The sequence below is a fragment of the Pseudomonas sp. 43(2021) genome, from assembly GCF_017490805.1.
Taxonomy (GTDB): Bacteria; Pseudomonadota; Gammaproteobacteria; order Pseudomonadales; family Pseudomonadaceae; genus Aquipseudomonas.
In genome coordinates, this window is record NZ_JAFGYJ010000020.1 from 99891 (window position 1) to 117950 (window position 18060).

Genomic DNA, 18060 nt, shown 5'->3' on the forward strand with positions numbered 1-18060 from the left:
TCTGAGCTGAGTGCGAATCGCTATATCGCGTTATAACGATATACTGGCCGGCGGTGTTAGACTGCGCTCATGAACTACCTCGCACACCTGCACCTCGGCGGCCCGGCGCCGCAACAACTGCTTGGCAGCCTGTATGGCGACTTCGTCAAGGGCTCGCTGGAAGGGCGCTTCCCACCTGCGCTGGAGGCGGCCATCCGGCTGCATCGGCATATCGACAGCTATACCGACCAGCACCCGTTGGTGCAGGCGGCACTGGCGCGCTTCCCACGGGAACGGCGGCGTTTTGCCGGCATTGTTCTGGATGTGTTTTTCGACCATTGCCTGGCGCGGCATTGGCGGGATTATGCCGAGCAACCGTTGGAGCAGTTCACCGGGGACTTTTATCGGGTGTTGCTGGCGGAGCCCGAGTTGCCGGGGCGGCTGGCGCGGATTGCGCCGTTCATGGCGGCGGATGACTGGCTGGGGGCGTATGGGGATTTTGCCACGCTGGAGCAGGTGTTCAACGGCATTGCCCGGCGCTTGTCGCGGCCGGAGGGGATGGTTGGGGTGATGGGGGAGCTGGAGCGGCTGTATGAGCCATTGCTGGCGGACTTCAGGGCGTTTTATCCGCAGTTGCAGGTGTTTGCAGCGGCTGGCCGGTTGTCTGGCTGTTAGTCCTGTGCCAGCTTCTTCGCGGGTGAACCCGCTCCCACAGGTACAGCGCTATCTTCGGGATCACACTATCCCTGTGGGAGCGGGTTTACCCGCGAAGAGGCCGGTACTGGCAGTGCAAGAATTCAGGCTGCCCGCGCCTGCCGCCGTGGCGCCAGCTCAACGTCTTCAACCCCGAACAACGCCAGGTGAATCGCCTGCTGCGCCTGCAACGCCAGCACCGCTCGCTCCTTGCCCACGCTGCCGATCGGCTGCAGCAGCTGAATGCAAACCTCCCCGCGCGGCTGGGCGAACAGGCGCATCAGGTGCGACACCAGGTCATCATCACCAATGAACGGCGCAATCGGGTCGATCTGGCCAGCGCGCAGGTACTGGATGGCGACCGGCTGCACCGCCACGCCGCGGTCGATGGCGCCTGCCAGCAGGCGGCCATGGAAGGTGCGCAGGTTACGGCCGTTGGTGGTGGTGCCTTCCGGGAAGATCAGCAGCGGCCGGGCCAGGCCCAGTTGCCCGGCGATCTGTTCACGCAGGCGCTGGCTGTCGCCCCCGCCACGGCGGATGAACAGGGTGCCGGCCTTCTCCGCCAGCCAGCCGGCCACCGGCCAGTGGCGCACCTCGGCCTTGGACAGGAACGACAGCGGCAGCAGCATGCCGAGCAGGGGGATATCGGTCCAGGACACATGGTTGCTGACCCACAGCATCGGCCGCTGCGGCAGCTCGCCAACCACCCGCACATCGAAGGGCAGGGCCGCGACCAGGCGCTTCATGAACAGGCAGGTCCAGCGCTGGCGGCGCTCGATGGGCGCCTTGAACCCCAGGCGTTCGCCCAGGGCGATCACGCTGGCCATCAGCATGCCCTGCAGCAGTACCAGCAGCAGTCGAGTCAGGCGGGCCAGTACCCGCAGCTTCGGCATCAGACCGCTGCCTTGAAGTGGCGGGCGTAGCGCGGGCACAGCTCGTCGCGCTTGAGCAGGATGAACACGTCGGCCACCTGGAAGTCTTCGTCCCAGCATGGCTCGCCGCAAATCTTCGCGCCCAGGCGCATGTACGCCTTGAGCAGCGGTGGCATTTCGGCGATGACGTTGTGTGGCAGGGCCAGGTTGGGCAACGGGTTCTTTGGCTCGGCACGCAGGTGCTCGGTGCACAGGTAGCGGTCACGCAGGCGCTGCATCACCGCGTGGGCCTGTACTCCGCCATCTTGCATGGGGATGCTGGCGCAGCCCATCAGGTAGCTGTAGCGGCCTTCGTTGAGCACTTCGGCCAGTTCGCCCCAGAGCACGGCGATGGTGCCTCCGTTGCGGTAGTCGGGGGCTACGCAGGTGCGGCCCAGCTCCAGGATCGGGCCCTGCAGCTGCAACAGGCCGTGCAGGCTGAATTCTTCTTCGCTATAGAAGCGGCCCAGGCTGCTGGCGGCCTGATGGTCGAGCAGGCGGGTGGTGGCGACCAGCTCGCCGGTACTCAGGTCGCGTACGCCAATGTGGCGGCAGTGCACGTCGTAGTCGTCCATGTCCAGGCCTTGCTCGGCACCTTTGAGCCTGGCCTTGAATTCGGCGCTGAACACTTTGTAGCGCAGGGCCTGGGCTTCTTGCAGGGCCGCGGCGCCAACCAGGCGTTCGGCTTGCAGACGGCGTTCGGTGCTGTTGTCGCCAGCGTGAGCGATCCGAGTCATTACGAGTCTCCATAAGCCAGCCATGAAGGGTTGCGGCCGGTCGGCTTTGTTGTGCAAAGTCAGCCTAGGTAGACGGGGTGTCACCCCTGTGAATCTTTGGTGATGCTTGCGTGACACCCCCTGAGTCTTAACAGAAAGCCCCTCAGCAAGGAGCCGACCGATGGCCTGGTTGCAACGACTCAACGACCCGCTTCGCCAAGCGTTGGCGGGCACCCTGGGCGAAACCTACGCAGCGCTGCTCGAGCGCCTTGGCCCGGTTGCCCCGTTCGAACTGGCGGTGCTCGGTGGGCGCGCAATGGCCACCCCGGGCCTGGCTTTCCTGGTCGGCTACCAGGCCGCCTTGCGCGTGCTGTGGCCCAGTGCCCCACCCAGCCTCGGTGCCCTGTGTGCCACCGAACGGCGCAGCGTGCGGCCGGCGGACATGCGCACGCGCCTGGACGGCTTGCGGCTGACCGGCAGCAAGGATTTCGTCACTGCGGGCCTGGAGGCGGAATGGCTGCTGGTGGCGGCGCGCAGCGAGGCGACGGGGGCGGCGCCGCAGTTGAACCTGGCGGTGGTCTACCCCGGGGAGCCAGGGGTGACGCTGGAAGCGCTGCCCACCCTGCCGCTGATGCCAGAGGTGGGCCATGGGCGGCTGGTGCTGGAGCAGGCTGCGTGCGAGTTGCTGGCCGGTGATGGTTGGGATGACTATGTGAAGCCGTTCCGTTCGCTGGAGGACTTGTATGTGCTTACGGCGTTGACGGCCTGGCTGTATGGCGTTGGGCAGGAGTGCGCCTGGCCGCAGGCCCTGCGCCTGCAGTTGCTTGGGCTGCTGGCCGGGTGTGCCGAGGGTAGCCGGCAGTGTGCCGATAGCGTTGGCTGCCATTTGTTGCTGGGCGGGTTGTTTGCGCAGTTCCAGGCGCTGCGGGGGGAAATCGATGCCGCGTTGGCGGCGGGGGCGGCGCATTGGGCGCAGATCTGGCAGCGTGACCAAGGGGTGATGGCGCTGGCGGCGGCGGCGCGGGAGAAGCGGCTGAACAAGGCGTGGGCTGCTGCGGGATTGTCATGAATGCCTGGTAGGTTGGTGTGATCCGATGATTCCTGGGGCCGCTGTGCGGCCCTTCGCGGGCTTGCCCGCGAAGGGCTGCAAGGCAGCCCCAAATAACGCGAGCCTGTACTGGGATGCTGAAAGGTCTGCTGCTGTTTTTTTGTATGGCCATGGCCCCTGCCAAGGCTGAGGTCTGGCCTGACCCTGACTGGCACAACGACCCTGCCCCCCTCGACTGGCAAGCCGTCGACGCCTACGCCTTCCCCGCACGCACCACTGCCGAACGCAGCGGCATCCGCACCGACGCGCTGCTGATCATCCGCGACGGGCGCATCCTCCACGAACGCTACGCCCCCCCGACCAGCGCCGCCACCGCCCACCTCACCTGGTCGATCAGCAAGAGCGTGCTTGCCACGCTGCTGGGGGTAGCCCAGGGCGAAGGCCGCTTCCAGCTGCAGGACCCGGTCACCCGCTTCTACCCGGCCATGCAGGCCCATCCTGGCGTGCGCATGGCCGACCTGCTGCATTGGGCCAGCGGCCTGGACTGGCAGGAGGACTACGAGTACGCCCCGCTCAAGTCATCAGTGGTTGCCATGCTGTATACCCGTGGCCGCGAGGACATGGCGGCCTATACGGCAGCGCGGGACACGGTGGCCAGCCCGGGCCAGCGGTTTCTCTACTCCAGTGGCGACAGCAACCTGCTGGCCGCCGCGCTGCGCGGCATGCTCGATGCCAGTCAGTACCCCGACTACCCCTGGCATGCGCTGTTCACCCCGTTAGGGATCGACAGCGCGGTATGGGAGCGTGACAGGGCGGGGACCTACGTGGGCTCGTCCTACCTGTACCTCAGCGCTCGCGACCTGGCACGCATCGGCCTGCTGATGCAGCGTGAGGGGCGCTGGCAGGATCGGCAATTGCTGCCCAGGCCCTGGGTGGCCTTCAACCGCACGCCGTTCGCCGCGGCCGAAGCAGTGCCCGGCGAGGCCAACCCCGGCGGACACTGGTGGCTCAACCAGCCGCTGGCCGGCGCTGCACGGCCTTGGCCGAGTGCGCCTGCCGACACCTACGCAGCCCTTGGCCACTGGGGCCAGGCGCTGTACGTGCTGCCCGCGCAAAAGCTGGTGATCGTGCGATACGCCGATGACCGCGACGGCAGCTACCAGCACGACGAGATGCTCAGGCGAATACTGGTGGCGCTGGCCGGGAAGGGGGCATGAAGCGGGTAGTACTGCTGGTATTGCTGGGGCTGGTGTACTGGGCCTGGCACGAGCGCCAGGCCCTGGCGGACTTCCCCGGTATCCTTTCGGCCTACTCGGCCAAGGAATACTGCTCGTGCCGCTTCGTCATGGGTTTCGAACCGGCGTATTGCCAAGGCTACGTGAAGCAATGGCTGCCGCTGAGCCTGCTGGAGGAAAACAGCCAACAGCGGCAGGTCACCGCCGAAGGCCTGGGCCGACGCAATCAGGCCGCCTGGCAAGGCCCGCGCGAGGGCTGCCGCTTGCTGCCATGAAGGCGGGCGGGTAAGGTTGGCGGTCTGGTTTCACGAGATCTGTCATGTTCAAGCTGCCCCGCCTGCTGCCCGCCTTGTTGCTGGCTTTTTGCCTGCCCGCCCACGCCAACTGGCACCTCGATGGCGAGTCTTCGCGCCTTTCGTTCATTACCGGCAAGAACGGTAACACCGCCGAAGTGCACCGCTTTCTGGTGCTGCATGGCACGGTCGACCGCAAGGGCGTTGCCGGGCTGAGTATCGAGATGGACTCGGTGAGCAGTGGCGTTCCGCTGCGTGACGAACGCATGCGCGAGGACCTGTTCGAGGTCGAGCGTTTTGCCGAAGCCAAGGTGCAGGCGCAACTGGACCTGCGGCCGATCAACGACCTGGCCAACGGTGCCCAGATCGAGCTGCGCCTGCCGCTGACGGTGACTCTGCATGGCCAGTCGCACAGCTACAACGCTTTGCTGCTGGCCACCCGCCTGGACGAGCGACGCTTCCAGGTGGTGACCCTTGAGCCCCTGGTGCTGCGCGCCGAGGATTTCGGCCTGCTGCCCGGGCTGCAACGCCTGCGCAAGTTCGCCGGGCTCACGTCCATCAACCCGTCGGTGCCGGTTAGCGCGGTGCTGATCTTCACCGCCCGCTGACATGCCGGGGCCGGTCTTCCCCTGGCGGGATGGCAACCAGTTCGAACTGCTGATCGACGGCCCCGAGTTCTTTCCGCGCATGCTCCTGGCGATCATGCGCGCCGAAATCCAGGTCGACCTGGAGCTGTACCTGGTCGAGGCCGGTGACTGCGCGGATGCGGTGGTCGAAGCGTTGGAGCAGGCCGCCCGACGCGGCGTGCGGGTGCGCTGCCTGTTCGACGACTATGGCTCGCTGGCTTTCAACAGCAAGCTGCGTCAGCGCCTGCTGGACGCGGGTGTGTACCTGCGCTGGTACAACCGCCTGCGCTGGAAGCGCGGCCTGCGCAACCTGTACCGCGATCACCGCAAGCTGCTGCTGGTGGATGAGCGCTGGGCCGTGGTGGGCGGCACGGGCGTCACCGACGAGTTCTGGACGCCGGGCGAGGCGACCAGTGAGTGGCACGAGGTGATGGTGCAGATGCAGGGGCCTGTGGTGAACGACTGGCAGTTGCTGTTCGACCGCCAGTGGCACGCCAACAACCGTCGCACCGCCTGGCGCCCCGCCGAGGGCTTTGGCCTGCCGCGCCTGCCCAAGGTGCCTGCGCAGGGGCAGGGCATGGGCCGGGTAGCCTATGCCGACGCCCGCCAGCACCAGGACATCCTGCATTCGCTGGTGCGGGCGATCAACAGCGGCAAGCAGCGAGTGTGGCTGGCCACGCCTTACTTCCTGCCGACCTGGAGCGTGCGCCGCTCGCTGCGACGGGCTGCCGGCAAGGGGGTCGATGTGCGGCTGCTGCTGACCGGTCCGCGCACTGATCACCCCTCGGTACGTTACGCCGGGCACCGCTATTACCCCCGTTTGCTGCGCGCCGGGGTGCGCATCTACGAGTATCAACCGTGTTTCCTGCACCTGAAGATGGTTTTGATCGACGACTGGGTCAGTATCGGCTCATGCAATTTCGATCACTGGAACCTGCGCTTCAACCTCGAGGCCAATATCGAGGCCCTCGACCCGCCGCTGACGGCGGCCGTGCAGGCCAGCTTCGAGCGTGATTTTGCCTTGAGCGAGGTGGTCGACCTCGGGCAGTGGCATGCCCGGCCGCTATGGCGCCGGGTGAAGCAGCGGTTGTGGGGTTGGCTGGACCGGTTGGTGGTCAACTTGCTCGACCGTCGCGACTGAGACCGGCTATCGTGCAGTGACTTCTCAAGGCAATCGAAGGAGTGGGTGCGATGACGGCGAAGAAAATTCTCATGCTGGTTGGTGACTACGTCGAAGACTACGAGGTCATGGTGCCGTTCCAGGCGCTGAGCATGGTCGGGCACACGGTGCATGCGGTATGCCCGGAAAAGGTCGCGGGGCAGACGGTGCGTACCGCGATTCATGATTTTGAGGGCGAACAGACCTACAGCGAAAAGCCGGGGCACAACTTTGCCTTGAATTATGACTTTGTGCGGGTGCGGGCCGAGAGTTACGACGCGTTGTTGATCCCGGGTGGCCGTGCGCCAGAGTACCTGCGTCTGGATGAAAAGGTGCTGGAGCTGGTGCGTGCGTTCGACCAGGCCGGCAAGCCGATCGCGGCGGTATGCCATGGTGCCCAGTTGCTGGCAGCTGCCGGTGTGCTGGAAGGGCGTGAATGCAGTGCGTACCCGGCGTGTGCGCCGGAAGTGCGCCTGGCGGGTGGGACATTCATCGATATCGCGGTGGACCAGGCGCATGTGGACGGCAACCTGGTGACGGCACCGGCATGGCCGGCGCATCCGGCGTGGCTGGCAGCCTTCCTCAAGGTGCTTGGTACCCGTATTGTCTGACAGGGCCTCTTCGCGGGCATGCCCGCTCCCACATGTACCTCACTGCTCTGAAGTCGTGTGGGATCCTTGTGGGAGCGGGCGTGCCCGCGAAGAGGCCAGTACAGGCAATCCCCCCTGATCAGGCCACCTGCTCGACCCAGTCATTGAGGTTGTAGTAGTTGGTCACCCGGGCAATCTTCCCACAGTGGATATAGAAGAACGCCCCCGCCGGCAGCACATAGGTCTGCCCGTTGGCCGCCGGCAACCCTTCGTCATCGGCCAGATATTCCCCATGCACGGTGAACTCCGCCGCCGCGCGGCTGCCGTCGGCGTTCTGCATCACCACGATATCGGCCAGGCGCTCGCGGTAGCAGCGGTTCATCTTGTCCATGAACGCTGCAAACCGGGCCTTGCCCATCTGCCGCTCGCCCTGGTTGATGTCGTGGATCACATCCTCGCTGAGCAGGGCGAGAAAGGCGGGCATGTCTCCAGCGTTGAAGGCGGCGTAGTAAGCATTTACCAGTTCGGTAGCGGTCATGGAACAATACCTGTCGTGGAGGGAAAAGGCGGGTCGTTGCTCCGGATGATAGGGTTTCCCCTCAAGCCCGGCTTAGCCGAGCGCGTCATCCACATCGACAAAACGACCGCCAAGCATGGAAATACGCCTGTTGCACGGCGCCGCTATCGCGCCTTACATCGATGACCTCGCTCGCCTGCGCCTTACCGTGTTCCGCGAGTTTCCCTACCTTTATGACGGCACCCCGGAGTACGAGGCCGAGTACCTGGCCACCTATGCGCGCTCCGGGCGCAGCCTGGTGGTGCTGGCGCTGGACGACGGCAAGGTGGTCGGCGCCTCCACCGGCCTGCCGCTGGTGGATGTCGCCCCCGAGTTCCAGCAGCCGTTCCTGGCCCAGGGGCGTGACCCGGCCAGCGTGTACTACTTCGGTGAATCGGTAGTACTGCCCGAATACCGTGGCCAGGGCCTGGGGGTGCGCTTTTTCATCGAGCGCGAGTCCTACGCGCACAAGCTGGCCGAGTTCGATTACTGCGCGTTCTGTGCGGTCGAGCGGCCAGGGGTGCATCCGCGGCGGCCAGTGGACTACAAGCCGTTGCACGGCTTCTGGCGGAACCGCGGCTTCCTGCACGACCCGTCGCTGCGCACCAGCTACGCCTGGCGTGACCTGGACGAGCAGGAAAGCTCCGACAAGCTGATGTCGTTCTGGCTCAAGGAACTGCCGATATGATCCGTCTGGCTGCCTGCCAGTACGCCATCGAGCTGCATGAAACCTGGGACGCCTACGCCGACCACCTGCAAGGCCTGTGCGCCGAGGCGGTGGAGGCGGGGGCCCGCCTGCTGCTGTTGCCGGAGTACGCCGGGCTGGTGCTGAGCGGGCAGCTGAGTGCCGAGCAGCGGGGTGACCTGAAGGCTTCCATCGCCGGCATCCAGCCGCTGATCGAGCCATGGAAGGCGCTGTGCGAGAGCCTTGCCAGGCGCTGGGGGATCTACCTGCAACCGGGCAGCGTACCGGTGCTGGACAGTGATGGGCGCTACCGCAACCGTGCCTGGCTGTTCGGCCCCAAGGGTGTAATGGGCTACCAGGACAAGCTGATGATGACCCGCTTCGAGCGGGAGCAGTGGGACATAGCTGCGGGCCAGGGGCTGCAGGTGTTTGAAACCGAACTGGGGCGCATGGGGATCCTGATCTGCTACGACAACGAATTCCCGATGCTGGCCCGGCGCCTGGCCGAGGCTGGTGCCGACCTGATCCTGGCGCCGAGCTGTACCGACACCGAGGCCGGTTACCACCGGGTGCGCATTGGCGCGCAGGCGCGGGCGTTGGAGAACCAGCTTGCGGTGTTGCAGAGCCCTACGGTCGGGCTGGCGCCCTGGTCGCCGGCGCTGGACGAGAATATCGGCCGGGCAGGGTTGTTCGTACCGCCGGATCACGGGATGCCGGGGGATGGGGTGGTGGCCTTGAGTGAAGAATTGAGCCCTGTCACTAGTCAGTGGCTGGTCTGTGAGGTGGATCTGGAGGAAGTACGGCGGGTGAGGCGGGAAGGGCAGGTTTTTACCCGCAGGGACTGGCCGGAGCAGTTCGAACGAATTGTGTAGAACAGGGGCGGCCTCTTCGCGGGTGAACCCGCTCCCACAGGTAGCGCGTAGCCCCAGGCTTGCGCTGTCCCTGTGGGAGCGGGTTTACCCGCGAAGAAGGCGACACGGTTACATCAGGCTTACTTCAATTCGACTGCCAGGCTCTGGGCAATCTTGCTCTGCCACAGGGCAGGGCCAGTGATGTGTACCGACTCACCGTTGCTGTCCACGGCGACGGTCACCGGCATGTCCTTGACCTCGAACTCGTAGATCGCTTCCATGCCCAGTTCGGCGAAGGCCAGGACCTTCGACTTGCGGATGGCCTGGGCCACCAGGTAGGCAGCGCCGCCGACGGCCATCAGGTACACGGCCTTGTTGTCCTTGATCGCTTCGATGGCGGCAGGGCCGCGCTCGGACTTGCCGATCATGCCCAGCAGGCCGGTCTGTTCGAGGATCTGGCGGGTGAACTTGTCCATGCGGGTAGCGGTGGTCGGGCCGGCTGGGCCTACCACTTCGTCACCGACCGGGTCGACCGGGCCGACATAGTAGATGAAGCGGCCTTTCAGGTCCACCGGCAGCTCTTCGCCGCGGTTGAGCATTTCGACCATGCGCTTGTGCGCGGCATCGCGGCCGGTCAGCATCTTGCCGTTGAGCAGGATGGTTTCGCCCGGCTTCCAGCTGGCGACTTCTTCCGGGGTGATGGCGTCGAGGTTGACGCGACGGGCGCTCGGGCCGGCTTCCCAGACGATTTCCGGGTAGGCGTCCAGCGACGGCGCTTCCAGCTCGGCCGGGCCGGAGCCATCGAGCACGAAGTGGGCGTGGCGGGTGGCGGCGCAGTTGGGGATCATGCACACCGGCAGCGAAGCGGCGTGGGTCGGGTAGTCCATGATCTTGACGTCGAGCACGGTGGTCAGGCCACCCAGGCCCTGGGCGCCGATGCCCAGCTGGTTGACCTTCTCGAACAGCTCCAGGCGGATTTCTTCCAGGCGGTTCTGCGGGCCACGGGCTTTCAGTTCGTGGATGTCGATGGACTCCATCAACACTTCCTTGGCCATCACCGCGGCCTTCTCGGCGGTACCGCCGATGCCGATGCCGAGCATGCCAGGCGGGCACCAGCCAGCGCCCATGGTCGGGACGGTCTTCAGTACCCAGTCGACGATCGAGTCGGACGGGTTGAGCATGGCCATCTTCGACTTGTTCTCCGAGCCGCCGCCCTTGGCCGCGACATCGACCTCGACCTTGTCGCCGGGGACGATGGAGTAGTGGATCACTGCCGGGGTGTTGTCCTTGGTGTTCTTGCGGGCACCGGCCGGGTCGGCCAGGATCGAAGCGCGCAGGACGTTTTCAGGCAGGTTGTAGGCGCGACGCACACCTTCGTTGATCATGTCGTCGACGCTCAGGGTGGCGCCGTCCCAACGCACGTCCATGCCCACGCGCACGAACACGGTGACAATACCGGTGTCCTGGCAGATCGGGCGGTGGCCGGTGGCGCACATGCGCGAGTTGATCAGGATCTGGGCGATGGAATCGCGCGCAGCAGGCGACTCTTCACGCAGATAGGCCTCGTGCATGGCCTGGATGAAATCGACGGGGTGGTAGTACGAGATGAATTGCAGGGCATCGGCGACGCTCTGAATCAGGTCGTCTTGCTTGATCACGGTCATGCAGCGCGCTCCTCTTAAAGACGGGAACATTCATATAGACGCTCGACGGTGCCGACCAGCGTGTCGAAACGCCTTGCAAAGGCGCGCCGGCAGCATGGCCGACGCAAAAGGGCGCGGCAGTATAGCGTGCCTCTCCGTCTGAAACACCTGCGAGTGGTCTGGACCATGGTCGGCAGGGGGCAGGCATTGTTCTTGCTGCCTTGCTGTAGAGATAGGATGCTGGGAGGGGGCCGCAACGCGGCCCCGGAAACCCAAGAGCTGGAAGAGATAGCTGAACATGCCCGAACTTTGCGTGGGCGAGCGCCGCTGGGCGGTGCCGGCCGGCAGCAACCTGCTCGATGCCTTGAACGAGGCCGGGCTGAATGTGCCTTACAGCTGCCGCGCCGGCAGCTGCCATGCCTGCCTGGTGCACTGCCTGGCCGGGCAACCGCTGGATGCGCTGCCCGAGGCCATGGCGCTGGAAAAGCATGCCTTGGGCTGGCGTCTGGCTTGCCAGTGCCGTGTGGTCGAGGACCTGCATGTAGCGTTGTTCGACCCGCAACAGGATGGTGTGCCGGCTCAGGTCTGTGCCCTGGACTGGTTCGGCGATGTGTTGCGCGTGCGGCTGCGGCCCGAGCGGGCACTGCGTTACCAGGCGGGGCAGCATGTGGTGTTGTGGAAGGGTTCGGTAGCGCGGCCGTATTCCCTGGCCAGCCTGCCGGGGGAAGATGACTTTCTGGAGTTTCACATCGATTGCCAGCGCCCAGGTGCTTTTTGCGACAAGGTCCGTGGCCTGCAGGTGGGTGATGTGCTGCGCCTGGGTGAATTCAGGGGCGGGGCTTTGCATTACGACCCGGACTGGCAGGATCGGCCGCTCTGGCTGCTGGCTGCCGGAACGGGGCTTGCTCCGCTGTGGGGCATCTTGCGCGAGGCAGTACGGCAGGGGCACCGTGGCGAGATTCGGGTACTGCATGTGGCGCGGGACAGCACCGGGCATTACTTGGCAGAGCCGTTGCGGGAAATGGCGAATGTGAATGTCGAGTTGGTACTGGTGGAGCAGTTGGATGAAGCGTTGGCCGGGTTGCGGCCTTCAACGCGGCAGACGGTGGCGCTGGTGTGCGGGGCGCCGGGGAGTGTCGAGCGGTTTGCCCGACGGCTGTTCATTGCCGGGGTGCCGCGGGGGCAGGTGTTTGCTGATGTGTTTGTCGAGCATGCCTGAGGCATTTGTGTTGATCGTGCCCGCGAACGGGGCCATGGCGCGGCCCCTTGGCGGGATCAACCGACCAGCGGATCACCGACATGCAGGATCTTCATGCCATTGGTGCCACCGATGGTGTGGTAGCTGTCACCTTTGGTCAGGATCACCCAGTCACCTTGCTCCACCAGGCCACGCTTGAGCAGTTCGTCGACCGCTGCCTGGCTCACCTTGTCGGCCGGCAGCGAGGCCGGGTCGAAGGCGATCGGGTACACGCCGCGGAACATCGAGGCACGCGCCTGGGTAGCACGGTGCGGCGACAGGGCGAAGATCGGCACGTGCGAACGCAGGCGCGACATGATCAGCGGGGTGTAGCCACTCTCGGTCAGCGCGATGATCGCCTTCACGCCCGGGAAGTGGTTGGCGGTGTACATGGCCGCCAGGGCGATGCTCTCGTCGCAGCGCTCGAAGGTGGTGTGCAGGCGGTGGCTGGACTTCTGGCTGGTCGGGTGCTTTTCGGCACCCAGGCAGATGCGGGCCATGGCCTGGACGGCTTCGATCGGGTAGGCACCGGCGGCACTTTCAGCCGACAGCATTACCGCGTCGGTGTTGTCCAGCACGGCGTTGGCCACGTCGGACACTTCGGCGCGGGTCGGCATCGGGTTCTGGATCATCGACTCCATCATCTGGGTCGCCACGATCACCGCCTTGTTGTTGCGGCGGGCGTGCTGGATGATCTTCTTCTGGATGGCGATCAGCTCGGCGTCGCCGATTTCCACGCCCAGGTCGCCACGGGCAACCATCACGGCGTCGGAGGCGGCAATCAGCTTGTCGAGGGTCTCGTCGTCGGCAACGGCTTCGGCGCGCTCGATCTTGGCCACCAGCCAGGCGCTGCCGCCGGCTTCGTCACGCAGCTTGCGCGCGTATTCCATGTCGCTGGCGTCACGCGGGAAGGACACGGCCAGGTAGTCCAGGTCCATTTCCGCGGCCAGCTTGATGTCGGCCTTGTCTTTTTCGGTCAGGGCCGGCGCGGTCAGGCCGCCACCTTTACGGTTGATGCCTTTGTGGTCCGACAGCGGGCCACCGATGATCACCACGCAGTGCAGGGCGTCTGCGGTGGCGGTCTCGACGCGCATGACCACGCGGCCATCGTCGAGCAGCAATTCGTCACCAACGCCGCAGTCCTTGACCAGGTCCGGGTAGTCGATACCGACGATGTCCTGGTTGCCTTCGGTCAGCGGGTGGGCGGTGGAGAAGGTGAACTTGTCACCGATCTTCAGTTCGATGCGCTTGTTGGCGAACTTGGCGATGCGGATCTTCGGACCCTGCAGGTCGCCCAGCAGTGCAACATGGCGGCCGTTCTTGGCGGCGATGTCTCGGATCAGGCGCGCGCGGGCCTTGTGCTCGTCCGGAGTGCCGTGGGAGAAGTTCAGGCGTGCCACGTCCAGGCCGGCGAGGATCAGCTGTTCGATCACTTCCGGCGAGTTGCTGGCGGGGCCAAGGGTGGCGACGATTTTGGTACGGCGGATGCTCATGCACAGACTCCTATAGTGAAGCGCAGCGAAAGGCTACTCCTCAATTGCGCTGTAGTCATTGTTCCGTTGCACTACCTGCGACCAAGGCAGGGTGGCATTTGAACGGGCAGGGTATCCTTGCAAAAGGGTGTGAAGATTTGCCGGCAAAGGCCGATACACTGGCATCAAAGGAGACCCCCATGCGAGCCCTGATCGTTTTAGTCTTGGCGGCCAGCGCCGTCGGCTGCACCCGCTGGTCCATGGACCACCACCTGAACAACGCCTACCGCGCCTACGACCGTGGCGATTGCGCACGGGTCATGCTCGAGCTGTCGCAGGTCGACCGCACCAGCCGTGCGCGCCCGTTCATCCACCCCGAAGTGTCACTGCTGCGCGGCCAGTGCCTGGAGCGCCAGGCGTTGTACGTGGATGCCGCGCAAACCTACCAGTACCTGATCCAGCAGTACCCGGGCAATGAGTATGCCTATCGCGCCCAGGCACGCCTGCAGACCCTGGAGAAACTCGGCCATTTGCGCGGCGCCGAAGCCGCCGTGGCCCACCCGGTGAGTGCCGCACCTTGGCGTTAACACCAAGGTGTGATTTATTTCACGGGATTTGCCGCGCGCGCTGCGCTAATCTGTAACTCAGCTGTTACAACAACCGCCAGTTCCTCGTATTCCTGGCATCGGATACGGACTGCACTTGCGATCATGTTCAACAAGCGCCACATCGAACGCCATCAGCTGCCTTGTGTTCTCAAGGTGTTCAACCGCTTTACCGGTCAGTCGATCGGCCAGCTGGGCAACGCCTCCGAAGACGGGCTGATGCTGATCAGCCAGCTACCTGTACTGGTAGGGCCCGACTATGAGCTGCAATTGCGCCTGCCGCTGGTCGGCGGCGGGCATCAGTTCGTCAACCTCACCGCCAGCTGCCTGTGGTGCCGCGAAGACCAGACGCCCGGCCACTACGATTCGGGCTTCATGCTGCTGCAGGCGCCCCGCGAGTACGACGAATTCGTCCGCTCGTTGCGTGACTATTTCAGTTTCCGCCCTGCCAACGCTTCCGTCTGAGCCCCGCGCTCTGGCTCGCTGGAGTCGTGCCGGAATCGCGCTAGAATCGGGTCGACCTCGATACAGGACGACCCCGTGACCTCCAGCATTTTCTGGCACGACTACGAAACCACCGGCATCAACCCGCGCTGTGACCGGCCGCTGCAGGTGGCCGGCGTGCGCACCGACTTCGACCTCAACGAAATCGACGAGCCGATCAGCCTTTATTGCCGGCCCTCCGACGATATCCTGCCGCACCCGGCCGCCTGCCTGGTGACCGGCATCACCCCGCAACTGCTGGCCGAGCAGGGCTTGTGCGAAGCCGAGTTCATGACCCGGGTGCACGCGCAACTGGCGCACCCAGGTACCTGCGGCGCCGGCTACAACACCCTGCGCTTCGACGACGAAGTGACCCGCTACAGCCTGTACCGCAACTTTTTCGACCCTTATGCCCGAGAATGGCAGGGCGGCAATAGCCGCTGGGACCTGATCGACATCGTGCGCACGGCCTATGCATTGCGCCCGGACGGCATCGAGTGGCCACAACAGGATGGGCGCACCAGCCTGCGTCTGGAACTGCTGAGCAAGGCCAATGGCATCGACCATGGGCATGCCCACGAAGCGCTTTCCGACGTGCGGGCAACCATCGCCCTGGCCCGCCTGATCCGGCAGAAACAGCCCAAGTTGTATGAGTGGCTGTTCCAGTTGCGCAGTAAGCATAAAGTGATGGAGCAGGTCCGTTTGTTGCAGCCACTGGTGCATATATCCGGGCGCTTTTCGGCGGCACGTAATTACCTTGGTGTCATATTGCCATTAGCCTGGCACCCGCGTAATCGCAATGCACTGATTGTGTGCGACCTGCATCAGGAAACCCTACCGTTACTACGGGAAAGTGCTGAAGTTCTACGCCAGCGTTTGTATACCCGCCATGAAGAACTGGCCGAGGGTGAATTACCCGTGCCGCTCAAACTGGTGCAGATCAATCGCTGCCCGGTACTGGCGCCACTCTCGGTATTGCGCCCGGCCGATCAACAACGGTTGGGCCTGGACTTGACGTTGTTACAATTGCGCGGCGAAGCATTGGCCAAGCAACAGGCGCAATGGCAAGACAAGCTGGAACACATCTACGGCAAGGAAGACTTCACCCCGAGTGAAGACCCAGAACAACAGTTGTATGACGGTTTTCTGGGGGACCGTGACCGCCGCTTATGCGAGCAAGTTCGTGCACTGGAACCGGCGCAGTTGGGCCGCGGGCACTGGATGTTCGATGATCCGCGCCTGCCTGAACTGTTGTTCCGCTATCGGGCGCGCAACTTCCCGGAGACCTTGACCGGCGAAGAGCGGCAACGCTGGTTCAGCTTCTGCCAGCAACGCCTGAGTGACCCGCAGTGGGGGGCGCCGAATACGCTGGGCGACTTCGAACGGGCGCGGCAGCAGGCCTGGGAAGGCGCCGACGAGGCGGGGCGGCGTGTGCTGGAGGCCTGGCAGGTGCATGCCCGGCAATTGCAGGCACAGTTTGCAGTTGGCTGAGTGCTGAAAAAACGCGGACAAACAAAAACGCCGGCAATGTGCCGGCGTTTTCGTTGCGATAAGCAAAAGGCGTATGCGGACTATCAGTCCAGCAGGGTTGCCCAGCTTTCAACCACATCGCCACCCCACTTGGCTTTCCACTCTTTCAGGGTCTTGTGGTTGCCGCCTTTGGTTTCGATCACTTCATTGTTGTGCGGGTTCTTGTATTGCTTGACCTTGCGCGCACGCTTGGTGGCGGTAGTCTTGACCGCACCACGAGGGGCTTTGCTCAGTTTCGAATCTGGGTCGAGCAGGGCAATCACGTCGCGCAGCGACTTGGAGTACTCGCCCATCAGGGTGCGCAGTTTGCCTTCGAACTCCAGTTCTTTCTTCAGCTTGTCATCCTGCGACAGGTTGGCCAGGCGGGCCTGAAGTTCCTTGATGGCTTCTTCGGTAGCGCGGTACTCGTTGATCAGGGACATGGAGTGTTCCTTAATGCGTTTCAGAAATGTGTGGGGCAATAATAGACAGGCGATACTCGCAAGTAAACATATTGTTGGGCAATTAACTGTTAATTAAGCTGTGACAACATATCTCTGCGTGAACAAAAATTTACAATTAACCCGGCATTTCGTCATGTCTGTCAGAGAGTGACGGCGGTGCATCTCGACAGCTACACAGGCTACGGCCGCTGCGATCAATACTGCGTTTTTCCTGGCGGGCCGCTAGAATGAGCGCCTTTGCGAAGTTCTGGAGTCTCATTCATGCGCACCTATCGTCTGGTGATCGCCTGCCCCGACCGTGTTGGCATCGTGGCGAAAGTCAGTAATTTCCTGGCCTTGTACAATGGCTGGATCAACGAAGCCAGCCACCACTCCGATGAGCAGAGCGGTTGGTTCTTCATGCGCCATGAAATCCGCGCCGAATCGCTGCCGTTCGGTATCGAAGCCTTCCGCGAGGCGTTTGCGCCGATCGCCGAAGAGTTCTCCATGACCTGGCGCATTACCGACTCGGCGCAGAAAAAGCGCGTGGTGCTGATGGCCAGCCGCGAGTCGCACTGCCTGGCCGACCTGCTGCACCGCTGGCACACCGATGAGCTGGACTGCGAGATCCCCTGCGTGATTTCCAACCACAACGACCTGCGCAGCATGGTCGAGTGGCACGGTATTCCGTTCTTCCATGTACCGGTCGACCCCAAGGACAAGGCCCCGGCCTTTGCCGAAGTGTCGCGCCTGGTGCAGGAGCACGCTGCCGATGTGGTGGTGCTGGCCCGCTACATGCAGATCCTGCCGCCGCAACTGTGCCAGGACTATGCTGAAAAGGTGATCAACATCCACCACAGCTTCCTGCCGTCGTTCGTCGGCGCCAAGCCGTATCACCAGGCCGCCCTGCGTGGTGTGAAGCTGATCGGCGCGACTTGCCACTACGTCACCGAAGAGCTGGACGCCGGCCCGATCATCGAGCAGGACGTGGTGCGTGTCAGCCATGCCGACAGCATCGACGACATGGTCCGCTTTGGCCGTGATGTGGAGAAGATGGTGCTGGCCCGTGGCCTGCGTTACCACCTGGAAGACCGGGTGCTGGTGCATGGCAACAAGACTGTGGTGTTTGACTGACAGAGTCGGGTTGTCGGTGAGATCCTGGGGCTGCTGCGCAGCCCTTTCGCGACGCAAGGCCGCTCCCACAAAGTGAGGTGCGCCCCATTCCATGTGGGAGCGGCCTTGTGTCGTGAAAGGGGCGCAAGGCGTCCCCGGCAATCCTGAGGGATACGCAATGGCCAAGACCCGCAACAACCCCACCGCCTCACC

20 protein-coding genes are annotated in these 18060 nt (G+C 64.1%); 14 read left to right on the top strand and 6 right to left on the bottom strand.

From position 1 onward, the window contains the following. Window positions 1–69: 69 nt before the first annotated feature. Entirely contained in the window at window positions 70–654 is a 585-nt protein-coding gene (locus J5M71_RS18070) for an ACP phosphodiesterase (protein ID WP_207834602.1), read from the top strand. A gap of 122 nt (window positions 655–776) precedes the next feature. Here J5M71_RS18070 and J5M71_RS18075 read toward each other — a convergent pair whose 3' ends face one another. Further along, window positions 777–1565: a lysophospholipid acyltransferase family protein gene (locus J5M71_RS18075; RefSeq protein ID WP_207834604.1), complete on the bottom strand. Its 789-nt coding sequence runs from the start codon at window positions 1563–1565 to the stop codon at window positions 777–779. Next, window positions 1565–2320 (bottom strand): L-ornithine N(alpha)-acyltransferase, encoded by a 756-nt coding sequence (gene olsB / locus J5M71_RS18080; RefSeq protein ID WP_207834606.1) that lies wholly within the window; start codon window positions 2318–2320, stop codon window positions 1565–1567. Before olsB ends, J5M71_RS18075 begins: the two co-directional genes overlap by 1 nt. A gap of 160 nt (window positions 2321–2480) precedes the next feature. On the opposite strand from olsB, the gene J5M71_RS18085 reads away from it, so the two are divergent. The 6 genes from J5M71_RS18085 to J5M71_RS18110 all read left to right on the top strand — a co-directional run bounded on the left by J5M71_RS18085 (window position 2481) and on the right by J5M71_RS18110 (window position 7271). After that, a complete protein-coding gene (locus tag J5M71_RS18085) occupies window positions 2481–3368 on the top strand; it encodes an acyl-CoA dehydrogenase (RefSeq protein ID WP_207834608.1) in 888 nt (295 codons plus the stop codon). A 113-nt stretch (window positions 3369–3481) separates the two neighbouring features. Further along, window positions 3482–4564 carry a serine hydrolase gene (locus J5M71_RS18090; RefSeq protein ID WP_207834610.1) on the top strand — a complete coding sequence of 361 codons (1083 nt, stop codon included), beginning with the start codon at window positions 3482–3484 and terminating at the stop codon, window positions 4562–4564. Then, the gene (locus tag J5M71_RS18095) at window positions 4561–4857 is read left to right on the top strand and encodes a hypothetical protein (protein ID WP_063913260.1); all 297 of its coding nucleotides are present in this window, start codon (window positions 4561–4563) and stop codon (window positions 4855–4857) included. Before J5M71_RS18090 ends, J5M71_RS18095 begins: the two co-directional genes overlap by 4 nt. A 44-nt stretch (window positions 4858–4901) precedes the next feature. Next, complete coding sequence (locus J5M71_RS18100; RefSeq protein WP_207834612.1) at window positions 4902–5483, top strand: YceI family protein; 582 nt, start codon at window positions 4902–4904, stop codon at window positions 5481–5483. 1 nt (window position 5484) lies between these two features. Further along, on the top strand, window positions 5485–6642 hold the full coding sequence (locus J5M71_RS18105; RefSeq protein WP_207834614.1) for a phosphatidylserine/phosphatidylglycerophosphate/cardiolipin synthase family protein: 1158 nt from the start codon (window positions 5485–5487) through the stop codon (window positions 6640–6642). 50 nt (window positions 6643–6692) lie between these two features. Further along, window positions 6693–7271: a DJ-1/PfpI family protein gene (locus J5M71_RS18110; RefSeq protein ID WP_063913257.1), complete on the top strand. Its 579-nt coding sequence runs from the start codon at window positions 6693–6695 to the stop codon at window positions 7269–7271. A 118-nt stretch (window positions 7272–7389) separates the two neighbouring features. Here J5M71_RS18110 and J5M71_RS18115 read toward each other — a convergent pair whose 3' ends face one another. Beyond that, window positions 7390–7788, bottom strand: a complete 399-nt coding sequence (locus J5M71_RS18115) for a nuclear transport factor 2 family protein (protein ID WP_025340507.1) — start codon at window positions 7786–7788, stop codon at window positions 7390–7392. Between the two features lie 115 nt (window positions 7789–7903). Here J5M71_RS18115 and J5M71_RS18120 point away from each other — a divergent pair, with 115 nt between their 5' ends. Then, a complete protein-coding gene (locus J5M71_RS18120) occupies window positions 7904–8494 on the top strand; it encodes a GNAT family N-acetyltransferase (protein ID WP_063913256.1) in 591 nt (196 codons plus the stop codon). Further along, on the top strand, window positions 8491–9363 hold the full coding sequence (locus tag J5M71_RS18125) for a carbon-nitrogen hydrolase family protein (protein WP_207834616.1): 873 nt from the start codon (window positions 8491–8493) through the stop codon (window positions 9361–9363). Before J5M71_RS18120 ends, J5M71_RS18125 begins: the two co-directional genes overlap by 4 nt. A gap of 119 nt (window positions 9364–9482) precedes the next feature. On the opposite strand, the gene J5M71_RS18130 is transcribed toward J5M71_RS18125, so the two are convergent. Next, a complete protein-coding gene (locus tag J5M71_RS18130; RefSeq protein ID WP_207834618.1) occupies window positions 9483–11006 on the bottom strand; it encodes a fumarate hydratase in 1524 nt (507 codons plus the stop codon). A gap of 277 nt (window positions 11007–11283) precedes the next feature. On the opposite strand from J5M71_RS18130, the gene J5M71_RS18135 reads away from it, so the two are divergent. Then, window positions 11284–12204, top strand: a complete 921-nt coding sequence (locus J5M71_RS18135; RefSeq protein ID WP_207834619.1) for an iron-sulfur-binding ferredoxin reductase — start codon at window positions 11284–11286, stop codon at window positions 12202–12204. 56 nt (window positions 12205–12260) lie between these two features. Here J5M71_RS18135 and pyk read toward each other — a convergent pair whose 3' ends face one another. Beyond that, the gene (pyk, locus tag J5M71_RS18140; RefSeq protein WP_063913252.1) at window positions 12261–13715 is read right to left on the bottom strand and encodes a pyruvate kinase; all 1455 of its coding nucleotides are present in this window, start codon (window positions 13713–13715) and stop codon (window positions 12261–12263) included. A 179-nt stretch (window positions 13716–13894) separates the two neighbouring features. Here pyk and J5M71_RS18145 point away from each other — a divergent pair, with 179 nt between their 5' ends. The 3 genes from J5M71_RS18145 to sbcB all read left to right on the top strand — a co-directional run bounded on the left by J5M71_RS18145 (window position 13895) and on the right by sbcB (window position 16273). Next, window positions 13895–14281, top strand: coding sequence for a tetratricopeptide repeat protein (locus J5M71_RS18145; protein ID WP_207834621.1), 387 nt, complete (start codon window positions 13895–13897; stop codon window positions 14279–14281). Between the two features lie 123 nt (window positions 14282–14404). Then, window positions 14405–14764: a PilZ domain-containing protein gene (locus J5M71_RS18150; RefSeq protein WP_207834632.1), complete on the top strand. Its 360-nt coding sequence runs from the start codon at window positions 14405–14407 to the stop codon at window positions 14762–14764. Between the two features lie 75 nt (window positions 14765–14839). Next, the gene (gene sbcB, locus J5M71_RS18155) at window positions 14840–16273 is read left to right on the top strand and encodes an exodeoxyribonuclease I (protein ID WP_207834640.1); all 1434 of its coding nucleotides are present in this window, start codon (window positions 14840–14842) and stop codon (window positions 16271–16273) included. Between the two features lie 83 nt (window positions 16274–16356). Here the strand turns inward: sbcB and mvaT are convergent, their stop codons facing one another. Next, window positions 16357–16734, bottom strand: coding sequence for a histone-like nucleoid-structuring protein MvaT (gene mvaT, locus J5M71_RS18160; RefSeq protein ID WP_063913248.1), 378 nt, complete (start codon window positions 16732–16734; stop codon window positions 16357–16359). Between the two features lie 282 nt (window positions 16735–17016). Here mvaT and purU point away from each other — a divergent pair, with 282 nt between their 5' ends. Continuing rightward, window positions 17017–17868, top strand: a complete 852-nt coding sequence (purU, locus tag J5M71_RS18165; protein ID WP_023662871.1) for a formyltetrahydrofolate deformylase — start codon at window positions 17017–17019, stop codon at window positions 17866–17868. The last annotated feature ends 192 nt before the right edge of the window (window positions 17869–18060 follow it).